General features: G+C 55.2%; 20 protein-coding genes, 1 tRNA gene and 3 pseudogenes. 12 read left to right on the top strand and 12 right to left on the bottom strand.

Going from position 1 to position 22,433, the window contains the following annotated elements; all coding sequences use genetic code 11:
* Positions 1-14 precede the first annotated feature (14 nt).
* The 6 genes and pseudogenes from BA177_RS01495 to BA177_RS01470 form a co-directional block, all read left to right on the top strand.
* Positions 15-1,715, top strand: a complete 1,701-nt coding sequence (locus BA177_RS01495; protein WP_197493268.1) for an ATP-binding cassette domain-containing protein — start codon at positions 15-17, stop codon at positions 1,713-1,715.
* 112 nt (positions 1,716-1,827) lie between these two features.
* Positions 1,828-2,139 carry a single-stranded DNA-binding protein gene (locus BA177_RS01490; protein WP_068612114.1) on the top strand — a complete coding sequence of 104 codons (312 nt, stop codon included), beginning with the start codon at positions 1,828-1,830 and terminating at the stop codon, positions 2,137-2,139.
* A gap of 104 nt (positions 2,140-2,243) precedes the next feature.
* Positions 2,244-2,873 (top strand): annotated as a pseudogene (locus BA177_RS01485) (helix-turn-helix domain-containing protein); the annotation flags it as partial.
* 64 nt (positions 2,874-2,937) lie between these two features.
* Positions 2,938-3,204, top strand: coding sequence for a transposase (locus tag BA177_RS01480; protein WP_068612112.1), 267 nt, complete (start codon positions 2,938-2,940; stop codon positions 3,202-3,204).
* Entirely contained in the window at positions 3,201-4,058 is an 858-nt protein-coding gene (locus tag BA177_RS01475; protein WP_068612111.1) for an IS3 family transposase, read from the top strand. Before BA177_RS01480 ends, BA177_RS01475 begins: the two co-directional genes overlap by 4 nt.
* 26 nt (positions 4,059-4,084) lie before the next feature.
* Positions 4,085-4,498, top strand: a pseudogene (locus BA177_RS01470) (integrase core domain-containing protein); the annotation flags it as partial.
* A 116-nt stretch (positions 4,499-4,614) separates the two neighbouring features.
* Here BA177_RS01470 and BA177_RS01465 read toward each other — a convergent pair.
* From BA177_RS01465 to BA177_RS18485, 8 genes and pseudogenes are all read right to left on the bottom strand, one after another.
* Positions 4,615-7,032 (bottom strand): hypothetical protein, encoded by a 2,418-nt coding sequence (locus BA177_RS01465; protein ID WP_068612108.1) that lies wholly within the window; start codon positions 7,030-7,032, stop codon positions 4,615-4,617.
* Positions 7,033-7,034: 2 nt separating this feature from the next.
* Positions 7,035-8,057, bottom strand: coding sequence for a PIN domain-containing protein (locus tag BA177_RS01460; protein WP_068612106.1), 1,023 nt, complete (start codon positions 8,055-8,057; stop codon positions 7,035-7,037).
* 35 nt (positions 8,058-8,092) lie between these two features.
* Positions 8,093-8,698: a hypothetical protein gene (locus BA177_RS01455; protein WP_068612104.1), complete on the bottom strand. Its 606-nt coding sequence runs from the start codon at positions 8,696-8,698 to the stop codon at positions 8,093-8,095.
* 34 nt (positions 8,699-8,732) lie between these two features.
* Entirely contained in the window at positions 8,733-9,644 is a 912-nt protein-coding gene (locus tag BA177_RS01450; RefSeq protein WP_068612102.1) for an SH3 domain-containing protein, read from the bottom strand.
* Positions 9,645-9,943: 299 nt separating this feature from the next.
* Positions 9,944-10,042: transfer RNA gene (locus BA177_RS18490), tRNA-Thr, on the bottom strand.
* Positions 10,043-10,081: 39 nt separating this feature from the next.
* A pseudogene (locus BA177_RS19125) lies at positions 10,082-12,121 on the bottom strand (Atxe2 family lasso peptide isopeptidase); the annotation flags it as partial.
* Between the two features lie 37 nt (positions 12,122-12,158).
* Positions 12,159-14,948 carry a TonB-dependent receptor gene (locus BA177_RS01440; protein ID WP_197493267.1) on the bottom strand — a complete coding sequence of 930 codons (2,790 nt, stop codon included), beginning with the start codon at positions 14,946-14,948 and terminating at the stop codon, positions 12,159-12,161.
* Between the two features lie 131 nt (positions 14,949-15,079).
* Positions 15,080-15,235 (bottom strand): hypothetical protein, encoded by a 156-nt coding sequence (locus tag BA177_RS18485; RefSeq protein ID WP_156762647.1) that lies wholly within the window; start codon positions 15,233-15,235, stop codon positions 15,080-15,082.
* A 31-nt stretch (positions 15,236-15,266) separates the two neighbouring features.
* On the opposite strand from BA177_RS18485, the gene BA177_RS01435 reads away from it, so the two are divergent.
* Together BA177_RS01435 and BA177_RS01430 are read left to right on the top strand one after the other, a co-directional pair.
* A complete protein-coding gene (locus BA177_RS01435; protein ID WP_197493266.1) occupies positions 15,267-15,545 on the top strand; it encodes a helix-turn-helix domain-containing protein in 279 nt (92 codons plus the stop codon).
* Positions 15,542-16,864 carry a HipA domain-containing protein gene (locus BA177_RS01430; protein WP_068612096.1) on the top strand — a complete coding sequence of 441 codons (1,323 nt, stop codon included), beginning with the start codon at positions 15,542-15,544 and terminating at the stop codon, positions 16,862-16,864. Before BA177_RS01435 ends, BA177_RS01430 begins: the two co-directional genes overlap by 4 nt.
* A gap of 68 nt (positions 16,865-16,932) precedes the next feature.
* Here the strand turns inward: BA177_RS01430 and BA177_RS01425 are convergent, their stop codons facing one another.
* Positions 16,933-17,511 carry a HipA domain-containing protein gene (locus BA177_RS01425; RefSeq protein WP_068612094.1) on the bottom strand — a complete coding sequence of 193 codons (579 nt, stop codon included), beginning with the start codon at positions 17,509-17,511 and terminating at the stop codon, positions 16,933-16,935.
* 119 nt (positions 17,512-17,630) lie between these two features.
* On the opposite strand from BA177_RS01425, the gene BA177_RS01420 reads away from it, so the two are divergent.
* Positions 17,631-17,873: a helix-turn-helix domain-containing protein gene (locus tag BA177_RS01420; RefSeq protein WP_197493265.1), complete on the top strand. Its 243-nt coding sequence runs from the start codon at positions 17,631-17,633 to the stop codon at positions 17,871-17,873.
* A 3-nt stretch (positions 17,874-17,876) separates the two neighbouring features.
* Entirely contained in the window at positions 17,877-19,211 is a 1,335-nt protein-coding gene (locus BA177_RS01415) for a type II toxin-antitoxin system HipA family toxin (RefSeq protein WP_197493264.1), read from the top strand.
* 162 nt (positions 19,212-19,373) lie between these two features.
* Here the strand turns inward: BA177_RS01415 and BA177_RS01410 are convergent, their stop codons facing one another.
* The gene (locus tag BA177_RS01410) at positions 19,374-20,396 is read right to left on the bottom strand and encodes a FecR family protein (RefSeq protein ID WP_068612090.1); all 1,023 of its coding nucleotides are present in this window, start codon (positions 20,394-20,396) and stop codon (positions 19,374-19,376) included.
* The gene (locus BA177_RS01405; protein WP_068612087.1) at positions 20,393-21,004 is read right to left on the bottom strand and encodes an RNA polymerase sigma factor; all 612 of its coding nucleotides are present in this window, start codon (positions 21,002-21,004) and stop codon (positions 20,393-20,395) included. The genes BA177_RS01410 and BA177_RS01405 overlap by 4 nt, the downstream gene beginning before the upstream one ends.
* Before the next feature lie 82 nt (positions 21,005-21,086).
* Here BA177_RS01405 and BA177_RS01400 point away from each other — a divergent pair, with 82 nt between their 5' ends.
* A complete protein-coding gene (locus tag BA177_RS01400) occupies positions 21,087-21,338 on the top strand; it encodes a helix-turn-helix domain-containing protein (protein WP_068612085.1) in 252 nt (83 codons plus the stop codon).
* On the opposite strand, the gene BA177_RS01395 is transcribed toward BA177_RS01400, so the two are convergent.
* A complete protein-coding gene (locus tag BA177_RS01395) occupies positions 21,339-21,698 on the bottom strand; it encodes an RNA polymerase sigma factor (RefSeq protein WP_156762645.1) in 360 nt (119 codons plus the stop codon).
* Between the two features lie 263 nt (positions 21,699-21,961).
* Here BA177_RS01395 and BA177_RS01390 point away from each other — a divergent pair, with 263 nt between their 5' ends.
* A complete protein-coding gene (locus tag BA177_RS01390) occupies positions 21,962-22,234 on the top strand; it encodes a helix-turn-helix domain-containing protein (RefSeq protein WP_197493263.1) in 273 nt (90 codons plus the stop codon).
* Positions 22,235-22,433 lie beyond the last annotated feature (199 nt).

The raw sequence follows: 22,433 nt of genomic DNA, 5'->3' as shown, positions 1-22,433 counted from the left end.
TCACTGTTGCCGCAATGATATTCATGCTCGGTGGTTCGATCACCACCGCACTCTCGCCGGTTCTGCTGAAAACTCTGGTCGATGCACTCAGTAAGCCGCACGGTGACTACATTGGTGTGGCGCCGATAGTTTTAGTCTTTGCTTATGCACTGGCACACTACCTGGCGAGATCGTTCACGGAACTACGCGCAGCGGCACTGGGCAGAGCTGAGCAACGCATACACCGTCTCCTCAGCGACGAATGCTTCCGGCATATCTTGTCACTGCCTCTACGTTTTCACTTAAGGCGTCAGACCGGTGCACTGGATCGGATACTGTCCAATGGGTTAATCGGTTACCGGGTTATTTTGCTCCATCTCATCAATAGCGTACTCCCAATCATGGTCGAGGCGGCCGGCATGGGTGTTGTGCTGGTATTCCTTGGGCACAGCGGTTTTCTCGTTATTTTCTGCGTTTCCGTAATGCTGTACGCACTGGCCTTCCGGATCGGTGCGGTGCGTATCCGCGGTCCGGCCGGAGCCGCATCAAGCTCCTACGTCAACGCTGGCGCAGTCTTCACTGACTCATTGCTGAACTACGAGACCATCAAGATGTTCAACGGCGAGGCCAGAGTCCGTGGACGATTTCGCGATGCCCTGCGCGATACGGAGGGTTGTTGGGCAGAAGTCTACAAACAGAAAATGCGAAACGGACTCACCGTCGCTGCCATCTTCACCCTGTCGCTCGGGATGTCTTTGTCTGTCGGAACCATCGCCGTCGTGAATGGCACGATGAGCATTGGCGATTTCGTCCTCGTCAACGCCTATGCTATTCAACTGGTCATGCCCCTTGAGCGAATCGGCTTCGCATTCAGAGATATTGCGCAGGGGATCGCTTTTGTAGGCAAACTGGCTGAACTATTCCAAGAAGAGCCGGAACCCTACGGAATCACGAAGAACACGGCATCAGGCTCCGGACCAAAGGCGTTGGTGTTCGATCACGTCTCGTTCGGCTATGACCCTGATCGGCCCATACTGCGCGACGTGAGTTTTCACGTGCCACCCGGAGGGACGCTGGCCGTCGTCGGCACCAGTGGTTCCGGCAAGTCCTCGCTAATCCGGCTGCTGTTGCGTTTGGTCGAGCCCAACAACGGAAGGATCTTTCTTGGCGGTACGGACCTCACGGACATTCCGCTTGCCTATCTGCGAAAGGACATAGCCGTAGTTCCGCAAGAACCCGTCATGTTCAATGACTCTATTGCATTCAACATAGCTTTCGCGAGAGCGGAATGCGATCACGATGACATCGTCGCCGCCGCAAAGATCGCCAACATTCACGATTTCATTCTCGGGCTGCCGGACGGCTACCAGACTAAGGTCGGCGAACGCGGAGTTCGACTGTCCGGTGGAGAAAAGCAACGACTCGCGATAGCGCGAGCCGTCATCAGCAAAGCAGGTATCTACGTCTTCGACGAAGCCACGTCGGCATTAGACTCCAACACCAGGCGCGAAGTTCTCGGCAGCCTTGTTGACGCCACGGAAAACGCAACAACCATAATCATTGCCCATCGTTTGTCCGTGGTCACACGAGCGGATGAAATTGTCGTGCTTGAAGAAGGCCGGATAGTTGAGCAAGGAACGCACGATATCCTCTTGCAGTCTGGCGGTTCATATTCTTTGTTATGGTGGGGCCAACAGTCGGGCGCCGTTCAAGAGCGTCCCGGCCGAGTCAGTTGAGTAGCCATTACGTTGATTGTAAGACACGTCAAGATCACAGGGTGCACTTTGCCCCGATACTTGACCGGCAAAGTGTGCCCGACATAAACGTAATCAGGAATAGGTGAATTTGATGTTAATACTCAATGTACACGGGCCTGTCCATGAGAGGACAGCAGTAAGGAAAGACGGAATCGAATTTAGAGTTAGGTTTCAAGAAGCAGAGATTCTGCGGGGCGAGCGTCGACCGCGTCTAGTTGAAATCTCTGTGCCAAAAACAAATACGAAATATGGCGAGGGTCTTTATACGCTATCTGGTCAATCATTCCGTCCAAACCAATATGACAAAATCGAGTTGGTGTTTCCGACCTTGATTGGTATTGAAGAAGCCTTGAAGACCGCGAGCGAAACGAAAGGCGCAATCGCGGGCGAGAAGCGCTCCTAACTGAAATAGTTTCGACTTGATCTGACACCTGGCTTGATCAAAGCGAGGGTTATCGGTTCTGATGGAAGTGCGAACTTTCAAACAGAACCATAAGGATAACCCTCATGAATCAGTCTACACAGAGGATCATAAGAAACAAGATCGGATTGCTGAACCTGGCCGAAGAGCTGGGGAACGTGTCGAAAGCCTGCCAGATGATGGGCGTGTCTCGGGACACGTTTTATCGTTATCAGTCCGCTCGGGATGAAGGTGGCGTCGAAGCGTTGCTGGAAAAAAACCGGCGCAAGCCCAACCCGAAGAACCGGGTCGAGCCGCAGATCGAGCAGGCAGTGCTGGATTTTGCCCTGGAGTACCCGGCGCACGGCCAGGTCTGCGTCAGTAACGAGCTACGGAAAGCGGGCGTGTTTGTGTCCCCCAGCGGTGTGCGTAGCATCTGGCTCCGCCACACGCTGCAGAGCCGCAAGCTCCGGCTCAAGGCTCTGGAAGCGAAAGTCGCCAAGGAGGGTATCGTACTGACCGAGGTACAGGTCGTCGCACTGGAGCGGCAACGTGCCACCGATGAGGTCCACGGCGAGATCGAGACCGAGCATCCGGGCTACCTGGGATCGCAGGACACGTACTACGTGGGCACGATCAAAGGCATCGGTCGCATCTACCAGCAGACGTTCGTGGACACCTACGCCAAAGTCGCGGCCTGCAAGTTGTATACGACCAAGACGCCGATCACGGCGGCGGTGGCTAGCCCCGTCATAATTGGTCCAGTTGCTATGTTAGTGTTTCCCGACCCAGGAGGCACCAATGAAAGGCAAGCGATTTACAGAAGAACAGATCATCCGGATTTTGCAGGAAGCTGAGGCCGGGCTGTCGGTAGCCGATGTCTGCCGCAAGCACAACTGCTCGGAGCAGTCGTTTTACCGGTGGAAGTCGAAGTTTGGCGGCATGGCTGTTTCTGAGGCCAAGCGACTGAAGGAACTCGAACGCGAGAATGCCGAGCTGAAGAAGGTCGTCGCGGAACAGACGCTGGACATTCGGATGTTGAAGGACGTCAACAGCCGAAAGTGGTGAGCCTGGCAGAGCGACGTCGCTGTGTAACGTACTTACGCAACCAGTACGAGATCAGCGAACGACGCGCCTGTCAGGCGATACAGCTGAACCGCTCAAGCTACCGCTACGTTGGCCAACAGGAGTTGGTCGATGCGGCCTACGAGGAAGTGGTCCGGTTATCGGAACGCTACCCGTATTTTGGCTACCGCAAGATCTATGACCTGATGCGGGGCAGCTGGTCGATCAGCCGGGAGACGGTGCGGCTGATTCGACGGCGAGAAGGGCTGCAGGTCATTAAAAAGCGCCGGAAACGCAAGGTACTTGGCATGACGACACAGTGGGTGAACCAGGCTCGGTATCCGAACCACGTCTGGAGCTACGACTTTGTCTTTGATCAAACGGAGGATGCGCGGCAACTGAAGTGCATGACGGTGGTCGACGAGTATACTCGGCAGGGATTTGAGATCACGGTTGGTCGCAGTCTGACGGCAACGGATGTCATTCGGGTTCTCGAAAAGCTGTTCGAAGAACACGGACGACCGGTCTGTCTGCGCAGCGACAACGGCCCCGAAATGGTTTCAAAGGCAGTGCAGACATGGCTCAAGGAAAAACACGTCGACACGCACTACATCGATCCTGGCAGTCCGTGGCAGAACGCCTACTGCGAAAGCTTCAACTCCATCTTTCGCAGTACCTGCCTGGATCGTTGGTTATTTGGCTCGATGACTGAAGCACGGGTCGTGATCAACCAGTGGCTTGAGGAATACAACACGATCAGACCGCACGGATCGCTGGGCGGAATGAATCCGAAGCATTACCTACAGCGATGGAATGAAGAAAATACGAATCAACAACCGGAAATACTAACGGCGTGAGTGGACCAGAAATCTCGGGCTTGCCAGCGGATCTTCTCAACGATCGTGTGCTGCCAATGCTCGAGGAAAACGGCGTCGACCTGATCCGCATCCTGACGGACCGCAGCACCGAGTACTGCGGCCGTCCCGAGCGTCACGATTATCAGCTGTTCCTGGCCGTCAACGACATCGAGCATACGAAGACCAAGGCCTACAGTCCGCAAACCAACGGGATCTGCGAACGCTTCCACCGAACGGTGAAAGAGGAGTTCTACGAAATCGCTTTCCGCAAAAAAGTGTACTCGGAACTCGCAGACCTGCAGGCAGATCTGGACGCCTGGGTCGATGACTACAACAACGAACGCTCACATCAGGGTAAGATGTGCTGCGGCAGAACTCCGATGCAGACTTTGCGCGAAGGGCGCGAACTGTGGGAGGCAAAAGTCAGTAAATTAAACTGATCTGACACATGCACGACTGTCAGAGTCGATAACTGTCAGATCGGGTCGCAACTATTACACCTAACTACCCTGGCGCGGGCTTCGGCCCGCGCCAGCCTTGGAAGTGCCACGGTATTCTATTCCTCATCATTCGATCCATATTTCAACTTCCGCAACTCAATATCTTCTGCTGCCCGTTTCCGCTCGGCATCTTCCATTTTCTCGAGATTTGATGTGTAGCGCTTCGCAAATTGCCGTACTTTTTCATTCGAGTCATTTGTCCACCCGGAGACTTCTTCTCTTTTTCGCATGTAAGCGTTCGCAATGCCAAACTCACCCCATACAACCCCCGTACTCTCGAGAATGATCTCTACTTCGGTCAATAATCTGCTGTCAGTTGGAAGTACTTTGACAAGCTCCTTGCAGATATTGTGCAAGAAACTCTCTCCCTCGTAGTTGCGCAATATAGCCATACAAAAACGAATACGTCGCTCTTTGCCTGTACTTACAAATTCGATTAGTTTTTTCTCTAGCTCAGACGAGAAATGAGGAAAGATGATCTTAAGAAGCTTACCGCCTTCAAATACAAACATTCCGTAATTGTCGTCATAGGTGCTATACAATTCGTCCACGGCTAAATCCGGATGACGCGACAGCGGTTCGGCGAGTTTCTGGAAGCTGAATGGTACAGCGCTATATCGGTCGAACTCCTTCTTGTTCTTCCGGTGATCAATTCGCGATACGAAAAACTTCAGCACCATTTGTGGCTCTGACTCTGCAATAGGCAAAAGAATCTCTTCGGCGTGATAGTCAATGTCTGGCATGTTTAGGAGGTTCTCCAGAATCACCGCATGTCCTTGAGAGGCCATGCCTCGGACAAGCTCTCGAATCTGCTTCCGATACCAGAAATCGAACACCCATCGGAACTCCTCCCTTTCAGTAAGCCACGACACCGCTGGAACGAAAAGGTCTGAAACCAAGTGCTTTCGCTCTGCCGTGTAGTTTGCTGCGACCACCGCCATGATCCTTACGACCGCGGCACTATCTTCTGTCTCCGTTGCTTTCTTGAATATCTGAGAAACAATTGGGTTTTCTGGATCGCTGTTGTATTCAAATATTCGCGCAATCACATATAGGAATTTCCCCTCGCTTATCCAGGTCTGCAATAGTTCCTCCGCGGGCTCACGTTTATCTGTCTTCCAAATACCGCAAAAAATCGCCGCGAAAAACCGTTCAAGCGCGTTACTCTCGTCAGTGACCATTCTCAAAGCTGTAGTCGGTGAGAGTTCTCCGAGATATTCCAAGAACTTCCCAAATACGGGGAAGGTGGCAAGATCATCTGATTGCACAGTTGCGTATCGAACAATACGGTTCGTCCATTCCTTATAATTCTCGTCGTCGATCGATAGTGCAAATTCTCGAGCTTTTGCGTCGCGGTATTCGTCTTCTGACTTGATTTCCCGATGAAAGTCTTCGTCTGATTCTTGGCCTACATCTTTTTGCCATTCCGCAAATACACCCTCATATCCAATCAGAGCTTTGTAAATTTGATACTCATTATTGCCGTCGAGCTCGTTCTTGATCTCAATAGTTGCAGCGCGTACAGGGCCCTCTGACTTGCGCCGATGAATCCAATATGAGTGGTGCTCTATCTTTTGGAGCACTTCGAGTTCAGCTGTTTTAAGAACCGACTTCCAGAATTCCAGTACCGACAACGTATTTTCGTCGATCATGGTAACTGTGTCGTCACCGTACTGAGCATTGTTTGGCAAGAGACTGACGTTGTACGTCGCGTTTACAACTCCAATCCGATTCGGAACTGCGTCTCCTAGTTCGTAAAGATCGAAAAGGATGGCCAGTGCGTCGTTTCGAACTTGAATTATCGGCTCAATACCTGGTACTGCACTTGTCGTCCACGTAAACGTTTTGTAGTCTGATGAGGTCGATTGCATGGTTGGCGATAGAATCTTCTCGCACAGCTTCAGAAGCGCAAAAAAGTAGATTTTCTGATCTCGAACGCTGAGTTTTTTTGTATTCTCGATTACCCTCTGTTGAGGGTAAGTTCCAAGTCCTTGCCAATCATCCTTCGCATAAAAAACATCAATATTGAATTCTGCGAGGCTCTCTAGTTCGTCTATTGCCTTATTCGAGATTTCGTCGTTGTCGTTATTGGAATACTTAAGCAATAATGCAAATATTGCGTCCGGTTCGTGGTACCGGATTTGGCCAAGTATTTCGAGTGCCTTGACTATTAGGCTTTCTTTGGTTTGATATATTTGAATTCTTTCCGCAGACATCCCCATTACGTCCTTGTGGGTAGTCTCTAACGACTCTATGCGAGTTAAGAAGCCCTTAAGTACCAATACCGTCTCTGCAGCCAAACGAAATGAAATGACAGCAAGGAAATCCAGTTGATCCTTGAGCGTATCGAAGAGCGTTTCACTCTCCAACGCTTTTTTAATCCTCCGACTTTCCTTTTCAAGTGCTTGTTCGACAGTCGGACCCTCTGTACGAACCAGTTGCTCTAATGCACGCTTTTTGAGTTCAAATTCCATAACTAGTCGGCAATTATCTTGTCGATAACCTCGTCCATTACCGCGCCGGCAGCTTCTTTCCCGATGATTAGGTCCTTCAACAAATAGTGGGTCCCGCTGTCTTCAAGGAGCTCAGCGATCACCAGCCTATGTGCAGCGTTTTCGATCTCGCGCGCCGCGTGGCCCTTCTCTTGTAGTAGATCACTTAGATTTTCCTTTGATATGGGCGCGAACCAATGCGCGTAACCGAGAATTCGTCGCTGAATTTGCCATTCGCTCTCGGCTATCTTGGACAACCGGTCTGTCAGTGGCGTCTTCTCGGCTATTTCTTCTGGGTGCCGTTCCGCAACTTCGCCCTCTTCTGGTGTCTGCTCAGTCAAAACGACCTTAGTGTCATCGCCCTCCACGATTTTGACAACGCTCTCAGCACTCGAAAATATACTGATCTGATGCTCTTGCAATCTGTCGGACAATCCGTCATCAGTGCAAAGACAAAGCAACAGCTCATTGTTATTTGCCAGGTCAACAGCGGCTTCGTAGATCCAGGCGTCGGGAATTTGCTTTCTTCTACTATCGCGTACTGATCTCTCATCTCGATTTCTGGGAACAGCTACGCAGAATATCGACGTCCAAGAGAAGTATTTTTTCCAAACCCTTACCCCGTGCGACTCTGCGGGCATAAGAATGTTGATTCGATTGTCTTTGACCAACCTCTCAATCGTCCTAACCGATTCATCCTCAATCCGACTACTATCTGGAAAGATATCTGACTCTATAGGGTCACCTAGTTTTTCCGTCACCGGATTCGACACCCATTCTCCCTCGAGTTTCTGCAATGCACCCTTGGATTTCTCGATCTTCGCAACGAGGTGATCACGACATTGAGTTCTGTATTCCTCAATCGCGATATGCGGAATATGCAGATCAACTTGCCTGTCGCGAGACAGCCGTAATAGTTTGTTCCATTCCGCCGCCTGTGACTTCGCCTTTTGGCGCAGATATGAGGTGTCAATGAACACAACCGGCCTTTCTTGAGCGTCACTCATTCCAATAACCGCCGCACTTTGATGATTTGCAGGTCTTATCCACTCTTCTCAACTCGGTAAGGGAATACCGTGTACATTTCGTTGAGGTTCAACATCTCGATGTCGTTGAGGTTTGAAAAGTCAAGCTCAATACTCTTGATTTTGTTCCAATTTGACTTGCCAGTAAGCCTTGCTTCTAACTTAAGACGGTATTGTCTATCTTCAAAAGTATAGAGGCAATTTCGCGCTTCAAAGACGCAATTTGCTTGTCGAATCTCGTTTGATCTCAGCGCTAGTGGAAGGAAGAAATAGTTGCGATCGATTTTTCCTTCGCGTTCCAATATGGATGTCGTGAGCGGTTCATCAACAGCCTCGAATAGCAAATTTGGCAGCTTGTGTATTTGATCAGGAACCAACCGCAAGTCATCTACTACAAGCGGTCGCGCACCTGAGTTCCATAGTATTAACGGCAGAGTTACAATAACGACATTATGTGATTCACTTCCCTCGGTCGCTTTCCCCGCCGCAAAAAGCCGAATATTTCCAACGTTTAGTTTTCCAGGTCGCCAATTCATCCACCAGAATCCGAGCACAGCGAATACAAGCGCAAGAACACTTACGACAATCGGAGCCCAAACATCTGCCTGAAATTCGGGATTCATGAGATCATTTGCGTTTTAGCGGCGTCGCGGCGCACTATCGAAATGTCCTTAGGTATCTTGTAAAAACCCAGCCCTGCTTGTTTTCACCAGCAACGGAATCGTGGTACTCGATAAGCGTCCAGCGTCGCGACTTTTCAATAACTCGAACCACCCTACCAAGATAGAGCTCGTCAATTATTTCCGCGTTTCGATTACCCGACTTTCTTACGTGCAGAGTTGTCGCGTACACGAATCGATATCCTGCCAATTCCTCAGAAGTATAGAGGTCTTTAGCTGAACTAATGATTTCCCTCTTGGCCGCCTTAGGCTCGATACTTGAAAGCTCCTTCCACCACTCCTGATATACGGGCGTCGTCAAATTGGCGGCAACACTCAAGATGTAGGTGACAAGTAGAAAAACAATAGCGCGGCTTACTCTCGCGCTAACTGACTGTAGCTTCTGGAATAGCTGTGCATAGAACTCTTCAGGATCGGAATGCTCGCGCGGAAAATCGACAAGCGCGCTATTGATTTCATCAGACGTTACAGCTTCGCCGGAGACTACGAGAGAACCGTCATCGCCCACTTCAATGTCTGCTATCGAATTTTCATTTAGATAGCTCTCGAGCGGGCCAAAGTACCGTTCAAATTCCTCTTGAATCCTACGATACGGCGCAAAAACACCATCCAGCTGTTCCCGGAGTCGACGTTGAGGCGCAAATGCGCGATCTAATTGCTCTCGAACCGTACCGTAAGGCGCAAGGGCCTTATCGAACTGTTTCTGAAGTCGACGCTGAGGCTCAAATGCGCGTTCGAATTGCTCTTGAACCGTACCGTAAGTTGCTAAGGCCTTTTCAAACTGTTCCTGCAGTCGACGTTGCGGCTCAAAGATGTGATCCAGCTGCTCTTGCAATAGCCGTTGCGGCCTTAGCGCCTGGTCAATTGCCTTTAGCTCGTTATCGATCATTTACGCAAAGCCTTGTCTTACTCCATCGTGAACGAATTGCCAAGATGCGGCCATTAATGATGTCTACATTCGGTCATTTGCAATCTTTGACCAAGATACCAATTGGATGGCCGCTAAGCGAGGTAATGCGGACGCTGCCAGAGCGCGGCTGCGACCCGATACAACTTGCGCGGAATGACGTGAGAGATCCGGCATCCGCAGGTAGGCCCGGCATCGAAAGTCGCACCTTAATGTGCCAATCTAAAGTGTCTACATACGAAAAAGCCCCACACGATGGCGGGGCTAAGTCGTTGATTTTATGGTACCGGCACCAAGGATCGAACTCGGGACCTACTGATTACAAATCAATTTGCCGGCAGGGCATCGCGCAAGCGGTGCCAACGAACATACTGTTCGGCCTTAGCCGGACTCAGGTCCTCAATACCTCGCAACCAAAAGTTCAGCCAATCCACGTTTCGTTCATAAATGGCGAAGCGGTGCGCCGGATGCCACTTGATGTGCCCTTCGTCCGGGTGGACGACCATCTCGACGGGTTTGTTGTGTCGCGCGAGCGCGGCGACTTCAGCCAGCGCCCAGGGATGCTCGGCGTCGCTGACGTTGACGAGCAACGGTTCATTAACGCGTTCTGCATTGAGCTGAAGAGACATAAGAGGCGGCAGGATTCCACGCGGGCCCGGATATTGTCCCGCCCCAATTGCCTCGCGATACTTCCTGAACTCCGCCGATACGCCGCCCAACACGCCATTATTCGGTCCGAAAGAAGCGCTGCTCGCTATCGCTGCAGCGAACAGATCAGAGTGGATCAACGAGTAGTTTACGTGATTTGTGCCTGCGCTCAGCCCAGTAATTGCCACGCGAGCCGGATCGATGAGGCCCCGTTCATCCAGCATTTGAATGGCTGACTCGAATAGCGAAAACGGTACTCGAACGTCATACAGATCCTCCCCCCATCTGGCCCGACCAATATCCAACGAATTGCTGTACTTCTGTTCAGCCTCGTAGTGATTCGTCTTTTCGTAGACGAGCACGACGAAGCCGTTGGCGGCGAGCAAATGCACGGGATACTCATCGCCGACTCCGCCGCGTAATGCTGTACTTGCCCGGTAGCCAACAAACACAAGCGGATAGCGGCGACCTGGAATATAATCGGGTGGCTTGACGAGGTAGCCAAACGTCCCGATCCCAAGTTCGCTGTCCCACTCAAGAAACTCTGCGTCGCCCAGTTTGATATTGCGAAATTCGGGATTGGCGTCCAGCAGTGTTTCGATGGACCCGTCATCCAGATCTATCGAAACTATCGTTCTTGGGGAAGTCGCGGTCTCACTAAAGCAAACGGCTTTGCCATGGGCGATCGAGCAGTCGGAGATCCACTCGTGTGTTGTGTATATCCTGCGCACACGGTTTTCTCTCACGTCCCAGCCATAGAGGCTCTGCGTCGAGTAACCCGTTCCGTCTCGCCGGACGAAGTAGACCTCGTCATCGACGGAACTCCAGTGCAACCAATGGCTCAGGAATCTTGACTTGCCCCAGAACAACTCCAGCCTGGTCGTGCACTCCTTGGCCGCACAGCGAATGGGTTTCTGGTCATCATGCAGGGTGGCGGCGTATAACGTCAGCGGCGGGTTCATTCCTTGCCTTTCCGGGTCGTCCGCCTGCACCCACGCCACTCCGCGTCTATTTGTTGTCCACGCGGACTTTCTGGCTATTGGCGCAAAATCCGGATTCGGCGCGCCTTGCCGTAATTTTCTGAACTCGATTTGTTCTGCGTCAGTTGCTGCCCGCTCAGACTCCGTTGCGATGTTCAGTGCCCAATAGCGTGGCTCACCCCCGGTTAACAGATAGCGCGGATAGTGTGGCTGCCCATCGATCGTCGACCACTCCTTGTCACTGTTGTAAACATGGCCGTTCCGAAACCGCGATTCCTCCGCTGCGCGAAACTCGGTCCGATCTGCATCGGTTGTAAACAGAATGCTTGTGCCGTCCTCGCTCCAGAAGAATTCCACGACATCGGCCGCGTTGTGAGAAAGCTGCCGGGATTCCGATCCGTCGCGGCTGCTCCACCAGATCTGTGTTTCCCCGTCGACGCGCTTCCGGTAGGTGATGCCGCGACTATCGGGCGACCATTGGGCGTACTCTGATATCCAGGAACCAACTGTTCGACCGCCTGGCTGACCTAGCCGGTACAGGGTAGGGTCACCTGCGCCCTCGACGTATATGCCTGTACTACGCCGGTCAGTTGGTGCAACGAACCAGCCTACGTCGTAGTCATTCGCAGCGATATTCGCCCGATGCATCATGAAGGCAACATAGTTTCCGTCCGGCGACATACTGAGCGCGCCTCCACGCATGTCGCCGATATTCCTCATTTCGATGAGGTCCGTTGCGGTGACGAGGCGTTGATCTGCAGCAACGCTATCCGGGATCTCCAGTCTCGCGCTCTGTGGCTGCGAATAACAAGCGGACGTCGCCCATGCCATCCCGATGATGGCCAAGAATTTTGATAAGTTCATGTTACTACCAGCGCTTGGACAGTCGTAGAGAGAGAAAGCGTCCGAGTGGACTCGCGTTTACGCCGTCATAGGCAAGGCCGACGATATTGCTGAGGAACTCGGGTGGGTCCTCATCGAGAGCGTTGCTTACCCTGAAAGACGCAACCAAACCCTCGAAGAAGCCGTCATCGGCAAGAGATGACGCATCAAAGCTGACTGTCAGATCGACCGTTGTCCATGAGTCGATTTTCGTCGGCGTCGCGGCGACGGTATCAATGTAGCTGTCGGTATAGTTAACGTAGGCGTTGACGTTCCACGCCTCGCGTTTCCAGCCAATTTGCCCACGCAGCTTAAGATCGACAGGTCGCCCGGGCCGGTTCAATTGATCGATCTCCGGGGACAGCGCAGTGACGTTTCGCGTGTAATCGAAGTAGTACGTGCCGGTCAAACCAAACTCCCAATCGGCTGCTTCCGACTCAATGGCAGTCGTTGCCTGGAAGTCCAGCCCTGTTACTTTTTCCAGACCGATATTGTTGGCGCGACCGTCAAACGTTGCGATATTCGAGAAGGTAACGAAAGGATCATCGACGGTGGGATCAAAAGCGACTGCTGTCGAATTGATGAATCGAGTTGCACTGTCGAGCAACCAGGCAACGTCATCGGGCGTAGGATTCCTGTCAAGCAGCGAGCCCAATACGGCCTCTTCCTGCAGTGCCGAGAGGTCGTTGGCCAGGGCCCGGTCAATTCGGTTCTCGTATTCTATCGAGAACCATGACAGAGACAGACCGCTGTTACCCGCCATTGCCCAGTCGAAACCAACGGTATAGGTATCGGCTTCTTCGGGTTGCAGGTCAGGATTACCTCCCTGCAAACTGAATAGAGCAACCGTTGTTCCCGGTGCCAACGGATCGTCGACGGTGCGAACGCGGGAAGTCACCGTGCCCGAAAGAATAGATAGATCCGGCGCCCTGAAGGCCCGGGAATACGAGCCTCTGAGTGTCAAACCGTCGGCCGGTTGCCACTCGATACCCAACTGCGGATTAAAGGTATCGCCGAAATCACTGTAGTCGTCGTAACGCGCTGCCAATGAGATTTCGAGATCATGGCCGTTGCCCGTTGCCAATGGCAGGTTGATTTCCGCAAAGACGGAGGCGACATCCCGGTCCAGATCTTCTTCTGCTTCAGAAAGTCCGATTATTAGATCAGTGCTCGTCCCCGCGAGGGATTCTTTGCGGAAGTCCACGCCGATTGCACCCGAGACGGTTCTTCCCCGTATCTCACCCAGCGGTCCATCGGCAATTACCGAAAGGGAACTCAATTGCGTTTCCTGATCAAGGACGAGCAATGGTTCAAGGTCCAACGTCCTGTAAGTTCCGGCCGGCGCAAAAACGTCATTTCGGGCGGTTGAGTTGTCGACGACCCCGTGCAACGCGGACACATCGATTTGCCAGTTCCTGCCAATGTCAGATCGCACACCAGTCACTGCGCTGTATTGTTTTGAGTCCGTTGCAAAGGTTCCACCGCTATCGAACAAACCGACAAAGTCGTAGAGGATTCCACCTTTATTCTGATCAGCCGAATAATGAGCGTCGGTGTATAACTCGGTCTTGTCGCTTAGTTTGTAGTGTCCGGAGAACAGGCCAACGTGTTGTTCCGACGGCACACGAATGCGGAACAATCCGGGAAGCGGCGTGATACCCAGTGGCGACGGAGCGTGCACCAGGCCGGCATCGGTTGCATCGAGTGCTCCTGAGTCGCGGTAATCGTAGCCAAGCACGAAACCGCCTTTGCTGAAGTTGCGACCAAAAGTCTGGCTGAAATTGAACTGCTCCGCGCCCTCTGATGCGGCGCCATACGAAACCTGAGTCTCGGCACTATCGAAGCTTGTACGCGTGATGATATTGGCAACACCCGCCACGGCATCGGAGCCGTAGATGGCCGAGCGGCCGCCGGTCACGATTTCGATGCGCTCGACCATTGAGAATGGAATTGACGCCACGTCGACTGCGCGTCCACGAACACTGCCTGGACGGCGTTTTCCGTTTAGAAGCACCAGCGTCGATCCAGGACCAAGGCCGCGAAGGCTGATGCCGGAAGCGAGCTGGCTGTTGGCACTGGCAACAGCGGATGCCCCATCCGCGAATGCGCCATCTAGATTTATCTCATCCAGATTCTGCGGCAGGCTTTCGAACACCTCGCCGACCGTCGTATAGCCGGTCGCGTCCAACTCCTCCCGGCTAAACGTTATAGACGACGCACCTACGTTATCCACGCCCCGTATGTGCGTGCCCGTGACAACTATCTCTTCCAACTTACGTCCGTGCTTACCCCTCCCGGCATCAGCACCACTCGCTTTATCGCCGTGACCACCCACACGCTGCGGTTGCACTGGCTCGTCCTCCGCGGGCAAGTTTGCGGCCACCAGTAAAGTCCCCTCGCCTGTCGTCGAATTCATGGACGAGGTCACAGGCCGGACTTCTACGTCCGAGTCCGGCGTCAGACTGGCCCGCAAGCCCGTACCTTCGAGCAACAGGTTCAACGCCTGCTGACGGGTATACGTGCCGAACACCGCATTCGCCCGCACGTTCTCGAAACCGTCGGAGATGAAGAACAGCTGCACTTTCGCCTGGCGGGCAAACTCGCCGAGGGCGGCGGGCACGGTCTGGGCCGGGATGTTGAACCGGACGGTGCTCGTGTCCAGCGCGGCATCGTCGGCGAGGGCCGCTGCCAGGGTGAACAGCAGCATCACAGACAATAGTCGTGAGAGTGGCCGTGCGAAAGGTGACGGGCACAGGGCCCGGTGCAGAGTGTTCATTAATTTCTCCCCCGATAGACAACCCGGGTTCGGGTTGTCGGCGCAAGCGTCAAAACTTGCCGTTTTGTGCAGATAGACTGCGCGTGGAAACGCCATGTTCGGGCTTCCTTATCGGGGAAGACGCAACAGCTTCAGTATATGACTAGTCGGAGGAACAACCGCGTGCGAACCGGTATGCCAGTACGTATGGAGTCATGAAACAGGCGCTCGGCCGCCAGGCGTCGCCAGTCTTTCGGAATATCAGAAACTCGATTGACGGCGAGGCTCAGTTCCGGCAGTATTTCCATTATTCCGAAATCCGGCTCGAAAGGTGATCCATTGGAAAATAATTTCCGGTATTCCGAAATTGAGGTCACTTCCCTGTCAGACCTCGGCCGAATCGTTCGGCAGCAACGTCACGCCAGCGGACTGCGCATTGACGATGCTGCCGCCCTCTGCGGAGTCTCGGTCGATCTGCTCTCGAGACTTGAAAACGGCCACTCGGGCGTAGGTTCCGCTCGTCTGCTCAAGGTCCTCGATGGGCTGGGTCTCGCAATGATGGTCGCCGATAAATCCAGGCTGGCCAACATTCCCGCGGCGGCAACGACGGATCGATGAGCTTGCACAGGCTCGCGGTGTTCGACGGCGATTCACGGGTCGGCACCCTGGAATATGAGTCGCTCGAAGAACGATTCGGTTTCGATTACGACCCGGGATGGCTGGCAACCGAAACGAGTTACTCGATCTCACCGCATATCCTGAGGTTTGGTAAACCGGCCGAAACGGGTACGGTGCGACGCTTCGTGGAGAACCTGCTGCCGGAAGGGCGCGCGCTGGACATAGTGTCGACGACGCACCAGGTTGCGAAGAACAACATTTACGGCCTGATCCGTGAGCTGGGACGAGAGACTTCGGGCGCTCTCGCCTTCCTGCCCGACGATCAAGCGCCTCAAGACCAAGCCGACACGCGACGTGAGATAAAGCGGGAGGAGCTTAGGCAACGAATCGGGCAGCGATCGCAGATTCCGTTCGCGGCCTGGGACGGGCGGGTACGCCTTTCCATCGCGGGTCATCAGGACAAGCTGGCCGTCTACCTCGATGCGGATAAGGACCGCATGTACCTCGTCGAAGGCCAGCTTGCTTCCACACACATACTGAAGCCCGAACCCCTGGACGGCCGGCTGCCAATGCTGGTTGCCAATGAACACTTTGCCATGAGTCTCGCCGCACGACTGGGGCTCGCGGTGCCGTCTGTATCCATTCTGAGGCTGCCAGACCCGGTGTTGTCGATCGAACGCTTTGATCGCTTGCGCAATGCCGATCACGTCCGCCGGCTGCACATCGTCGACGCCTGCCAGGCGCTGAACTTTCCCGTAGCTTACAAGTACGAGCGAAATTTCGGTGCTGGCCGCGACGTAAGCCATATCCGCGACGGAGTTAGCTTCGAACGGCTGTTTTCCATCAGCGAATATACAGTGCACAAGGCGGTCACCCGGCTGTCATTGCTGCGCTGGGCCTTGTACCAGTACCTGATCGGCAATTCCGATGCACACGGCAAGAACGTATCGTTCTATTGCCGCCCGGAAGGGCTGGCACTCGCACCCTTCTACGATCTTGTGAGTGTAGTGCAGTACGACAGTCTCGACCACGACACAGCAATGGCTTATGGCGACGAGTTTCGGCTGCAAGAGTTGAGCCCGTTTGCCTGGGCTGACTTCGCCCGGCGAACCGGCACGCCGCGGCCATTGCTGGCGCGCGAGATGACCCGCATGGGCAAGGCCGCACTGGAAGCGGCCCCGGCGCAAGCTTGTGCGGAAGATTACATCGATGATGAGCGGGCTTTCGTCGAACGGATTTCGGCCTTCGTTCACGACCAGGCGCGGCAACTGGTCGATCATGCAGCACCGATGCAAAAGGTCGACGCCAGCCTGCTGTAGCTTCCAAATGGGTCCGCGGGGCCTGATGGGGTAGCGGGTGAGAACAGGATCTCTTGTGTAGAACCCGACTATCGGCTGGCGTGCTCGCGAACGATTGCCGCCATGGAATCCGAAAGCCGTTGCTCGGCGGCGCGGCGCCAGAACCTGCGGGCAAGTGAGTAAGCTTCGCCCCACACTTCCAGCGTGTTCACTGACGCATGCGGCTGGTGGATAGCGCTGTTTCTGAGGTTGCCGCTTGCAGGGGGCGCGTACGCCATCGGCAGCTGGTCGTACGCAGGTGCGACGCGGTAGCCGTTATCTTCAGGGAACAACGACACGTTGTATTGGTGGCGATCGGTGTTAGCGATCAGTGCCGCGAACGCATCCAATAGTGTGATCTGATGCAAACCGTCTGCGCTCAGCTCACTACTTCTGTACATGTCCGCCGCGGAGCCTGTCCAGCTACCGTCTGTATTCGCCGATGCCGCCGCTAAAGTCATGACTTGCCGGCGTCCTGTTTCGCCAACCCGATCAAATCGAGCAACAATCAGACACCTGAGGCCATCCATATCCAAAAGCTCGGTTTGGGCGGAGTCGATGAAGAGGTCGAACCGATTTTCTGCGGTCTTGATCGCCGACGGGCCAGCTATCTGAAGGCCCGGCTGCAACGCCGGTTTTCCTGCGCAAAATCGGTTCGACCCGTTGTCCAGAAAAGCCCCTACAGGGTATATTGATTTTCTATACCCCGAGGGGTATATTTCGAGAATACACCCTGTGGGGGATACCCGTGGACTACACAATACACACGCCAAGGCAGCTTGGCCAAACCCTTCGCGGGCAGCGCAAGTCGCAGAAGCTCACTCAGAAGGACGCGGCAAAAGTGGTCGGCCTCTTGCCCAAGACGGTTTCGAAACTGGAACTCGCAGCTGACACCGCGACGGTCGAAAGCCTTTTTAAATTGCTGTCGGCATTGCAACTGGAGCTCGTCGTGCGGTCCCGGTCACCCGAAGTCCGGGACAAGGAGTGGTAGCTCGTGGCGCGTCAATCCAAAAGTCGACGCCTGGGCGTATGGATGAACGGCGAGCTGGTGGGCCACTGGACCATCGACGCTACCGGGCAGCATGAGTTTCGTTATGCTGAGACATGGATTGCGGCCGACGAAACCCGCCCGCTATCACTGTCCATGCCATTGCAACCCGCCGATACACCCTATCGCGGTGATCTCGTCGAATCCTTTTTCGACAATCTGTTGCCCGATAGCATCGACATCCGTCGCCGCGTTCAGGCACGGTTTGGCGCCGCTTCTGTCTCTGCATTCGACCTGCTGTTTGAGGTAGGTCGGGAATGTGTCGGCGCCGTGCAATTGCTGCCACCGGATAACCAACCGGAAAGCATCCGGCAAATTGATGCCGAACCGCTCGACGAGGAAGGCGTCGCTGGCGAGTTGCGAGCCGCAATATCTGCGGCACCGCTCGGTCAGCGCGATCATGATCCGTTTCGCATTTCACTTGCTGGCGCTCAGGAGAAATCGGCGCTGCTTTTGCATCAGGGCCAATGGCACCGCCCAACCGGGGCTACCCCAACCACGCACATCTTCAAACTGCCACTTGGCCGCGTCGGCAACATGCAGGCCGACCTGTCGACCTCGGTGGAAAACGAGTGGCTCTGCCGGCAGATTGTCCACGCATTCGGGATTCCCGCCGCCAACTGCCAGATAGCCGATTTTGCAGATCAGCATGTATTGATTGTCGAGCGTTTTGACCGCCGATTGGCCAGGGACAAGACGTGGTGGATCCGCTTGCCACAGGAAGACATGTGCCAGGCAACAGGCAGCCCGGCCGCTGCTCGATACGAAGCCGATGGTGGGCCGGGTATCGCCGCTATATCCTCGCTGTTAATGGGCTCGCAGGACGCGATTACTGAGCGGCGGGTCTTTTTCCAGACGCAGGTTCTGTTCTGGATGCTGTGCGCCACGGACGGGCACGCGAAGAATTTCAGCGTCTTCATCGGGCCACGTGGCCGTTTCTCGCTGACCCCGAGCTACGATGTGATTTCGGCATACCCGATCCTCGGCAGCGGCAGGAACCAGCTCGCGCCGCAGAAAGCGAAACTGGCGATGGCCGTACTCGGCAAGAACAGGCACTACCGGTGGGCAGAGATTCAGCCTCGGCACTGGCTATCAACTGCCCGGGAAATCGGCCTGAAAGTCACGGCGGAAGAAGACATGCTGCACCTTGGCGATCATGCGCCAAGGGTAGTTGAAGAAGTCTCCGCGATGCTGCCCGGTGATTTTCCTAAAGCGGTTTCTGAACCAATTTTTGATGGGCTCTTGCGATCAGCGAAGAAGCTGGCTCATATCGCGGGTTAACCCTGATTGCCGACCAACAGCCGCAACGTCGGGTCCGGCTTTTCGGCACACTCATGTACTGAAAATCGTACAGGGTGATAAGCCGGAACGATTGGCGAGACCTTCCAAAGACAAACAGATTTCGGAGAATGGCTCGATCGGGAACGTGACGAACAGCGTTCGTCAATCGGCCCTGGCCGCGATACGCACGTGATCCGCTGCCTCGCGGAGAATCGTTACCCGTTCGTTGGATTCGATCAGTCGTAACAAGGTCTCGACATCGCCGGCGCGGAAATAGCCGGTCACGTGCAGGTTCCCGAGCTCGGGATCGTCGATGGTAATGCGCGTCGGCGTGTAGCGGCCCGCTTCGGCGATGACCTCGGCCAAGGTCTCGCCCTGGAAATCCAGCATGCCTCCCTGCCAGGCGCGCTGCCGGGCCAGTTCCCGCGGTTCGACCCGCGAGACGGCGGCCTGCGTTTCCCCGTAGGCTAACTTGTCGCCCTGCGCGAGCGTTTGCGGCGCGAGCTTCGCGGGCCTGGCGTCCTGCGCCTGCTCTTCTTTGACGGTGGCGGGCAACACCTCGACCACGCCCTCGGTAACGGTGACTTCGACTACTTCGCCACGGAGGTAGACATTGAACGCGGTGCCGACTGCCCGCACGGTGCCGCTACCGGCAATGACGCTGAATGGCCGCGCGGACTGCGGTGCGATGTCGAAATGGGCTTCACCCTGTAACAGGTACACGCGACGCGCGTCGTCGCTGTAAACAATCCTCGCTTGCGAGTCGGTGTTTAACGTGACGACCGAATTGTCCGGCAGGCGGTGCTGCTGGTATTCGCCGAGCGCGGTCTGGAAGGTCGCCTCGTAGTGCCCGGACGGGGGCTGCAACAGCAACATCGCGAGCACGGCGATGGCCGCCAGTCCGGCAGCGGCCGCGAGTGGCAGTGTGCGACGGCGCCAGCGACGGCGCTGCAGCCACTTGTTGACCACTTCGGGGTCCGGCGTATCAGTCTCGAGCTGACGCAGGACATCGAGCTGGCCCCACTCCTGCTGCAGCTTGGCAAAGGCCGGTCGGTTCTCCGGCCGTGCGTCCAGCCAGGCATTAAATTGCTCGCGCTCGTCCGGCGTGAGGTTTTCGAAGTCGACCAGCCAGTTGAGCGCCTCGTCTTCGGCGCAGCTGGCCTGCACATCGTCGCGTTGGTTCACGACGACTCACTACTTCGAAGTGATGTGATGTCTATCGGTCGCATGCCGTCCGTCTCTTGCCGGTCCGGGCAGCGACGCGGCCCGTCCGGGCGGGCTTCGCGCTGCTCGTTTTGCAACGCCTGCAACTTTTTGAAACTTTGCGCGACCTGCTCACGGACCGTGTTGGTCGACCGGCCGAGCTGTGCCGCAATCTCGCTGCAGCTGTAACCGTATACCCTCCGTAAGACGAATGCATGACGCATTCGTTCCGGCAATTGCGCGATGGCAACGCACAGGCTTTCGAACTCGCGCTCCGACATGACCTGCCGTTCCACGGACGGCGCCTCGTCGGTCGTTACGATCTCGTCCATGTCGGGTGGCGCACGCAGGTCCACGGGCCGGCTTCGGCGATGCCCGTCGTTGACGAGATTGCGCATGGTGACGATCAGGAAACTCAGCGGCGTTTGGATCGTCTTGCCGGCACACAAGTGATGATGCGCTTTCAGAAAGGTTTCCTGAACCAGATCGTCGGCATCGGCGCCGCGGCCGACCAGGTGAATGGCAAAGCGCGTCAGACGCTCGCGGTATTCACGAAACAACGCTTCCGACTGGTCCGGGACGGCAGACATCACAAAAAGGTATCAGGGCAATTGACAGAATGCTACTTATAGTCTGTGGACCTATAGTCATCAAAGCGGATTATTTGCGGGGATGGCATATTCCCGCGACGAACAAATAATACTGGGCGAATTCGGCAGGCGCGTGCGCGCGGCGCGCAAGGCCCAGGGCTGGACACAGGAGGATCTTGCCAGCGAGGTGGGCGTCGACCGGACCTACATCGGCGGCATTGAACGCGGCGAGCGAAACCTCAGTCTGCTGAACATCAACAGGATCGCCGTGGCGCTCGACGAGAACTTCGATGGCCTGTTGCCGTTTCGCGTGAAGCCACGACGCTCGAGGTAATTAAAGCGTCGCGCGCAATGCACGAAAGCCGTCGATGAGCCGGGTTTTGGCGGTTGCTTCCGACACGTTGCAGTCACGTGCAATTTGCCCGCAGGAACGCCGGTAAACCTTTTTGAAAACGAGCGCCCGGCGGCAGTCGGCTGGCAGCCGTGCGAGCGCCCGGCAGACGATTTCGAGTTCGGCCGCGGACTGCGACGCGCCGTGATCTCTGGCCTTGGCCGATGCCTGTTGAATCAAGTCGCCGACATCGCCAAGGCCTGCCGAGTCGGCCTCACGGCGCAGAAACTCCAGCGCGGTCGCAATCGACTCCGCCGCTTCTGCAGGCGTCTCTTCAACCACGACGGTGTCGCTCTCCATCATGCGGCTCTCGAGGCCGAAACAGCGTCCCCCGGCAACGCGCCATTCGGGGCCGTCCGGCAAGCGGTGTGCTACGCAGTATACAGGCGCAATGCCGTCACGGCGGCAGGGCCCGGCGGCGTCCCATTCGAGGCCGCGCGACAAGCGACGTGCCACGCAAATTACAGGCGCAGTGCCATCATGGCGGCAGAGCCCGGCGGCATGCCTTTGCCGGCGCTCCGACAGTCCGTGTGGCGGGCGGGTTACGGGCTTTTAGGCCATGACTATTGTCTGTTCAGACAATAGTCGCCTTCACCTACGGTTGCGCAGTGAACCCGCGCATCGCAGCCAAACAATTCGGACTTATCGTCCGTCAACGGCGTCTCAAAGCGAGCATGTCGCAGGAGACGCTTGCAGCGGAAGCAATGTGCCACCCAACCTACATCAGCCTGGTCGAACGCGGCCTGCGTAACCCCAGTCTGGACACGATACTCAAGCTCGCCGCGGCCCTGAACTGCCCGGCCTGGCTACTGGTTCAGGAAACCGAAGCGCAACTGTAAAGGGGTCGAACCTATTTAGTTTAATCTGCACCGGCCTTGCTGCTATTTGCTGGTGTAGAGGCACATGTCCAACCACGATTCTTTTCCCGTGATTGTGTTATCTGCGCCGATAACGCTACAAACCGTAACGGTCTTACACTGCCTCGCCGGTAACTGCTCCCGAACCGGCCTGCGGACCGCGCGGCGATATACCTGTCAC

The sequence above is a fragment of the Woeseia oceani genome, assembly GCF_001677435.1.
Lineage (GTDB): Bacteria > Pseudomonadota > Gammaproteobacteria > Steroidobacterales > Woeseiaceae > Woeseia > Woeseia oceani.
This window is presented reverse-complemented; position numbering and strand designations above follow the sequence as displayed.

Coding starts and splice junctions, on each gene's coding strand:
- BA177_RS01495 (WP_197493268.1), top strand. CDS start 15: ATGATATTCATGCTCGGTGGTTCGATCACCACCGCACTCTCGCCGGTT.
- BA177_RS01490 (WP_068612114.1), top strand. CDS start 1,828: ATGTTAATACTCAATGTACACGGGCCTGTCCATGAGAGGACAGCAGTA.
- BA177_RS01480 (WP_068612112.1), top strand. CDS start 2,938: ATGAAAGGCAAGCGATTTACAGAAGAACAGATCATCCGGATTTTGCAG.
- BA177_RS01465 (WP_068612108.1), bottom strand. CDS start 7,032: ATGGAATTTGAACTCAAAAAGCGTGCATTAGAGCAACTGGTTCGTACA.
- BA177_RS01460 (WP_068612106.1), bottom strand. CDS start 8,057: ATGAGTGACGCTCAAGAAAGGCCGGTTGTGTTCATTGACACCTCATAT.
- BA177_RS01455 (WP_068612104.1), bottom strand. CDS start 8,698: ATGAATCCCGAATTTCAGGCAGATGTTTGGGCTCCGATTGTCGTAAGT.
- BA177_RS01450 (WP_068612102.1), bottom strand. CDS start 9,644: ATGATCGATAACGAGCTAAAGGCAATTGACCAGGCGCTAAGGCCGCAA.
- BA177_RS01440 (WP_197493267.1), bottom strand. CDS start 14,948: ATGAACACTCTGCACCGGGCCCTGTGCCCGTCACCTTTCGCACGGCCA.
- BA177_RS18485 (WP_156762647.1), bottom strand. CDS start 15,235: ATGGAAATACTGCCGGAACTGAGCCTCGCCGTCAATCGAGTTTCTGAT.
- BA177_RS01430 (WP_068612096.1), top strand. CDS start 15,542: ATGAGCTTGCACAGGCTCGCGGTGTTCGACGGCGATTCACGGGTCGGC.
- BA177_RS01405 (WP_068612087.1), bottom strand. CDS start 21,004: ATGTCTGCCGTCCCGGACCAGTCGGAAGCGTTGTTTCGTGAATACCGC.
- BA177_RS01400 (WP_068612085.1), top strand. CDS start 21,087: ATGGCATATTCCCGCGACGAACAAATAATACTGGGCGAATTCGGCAGG.
- BA177_RS01395 (WP_156762645.1), bottom strand. CDS start 21,698: ATGATGGAGAGCGACACCGTCGTGGTTGAAGAGACGCCTGCAGAAGCG.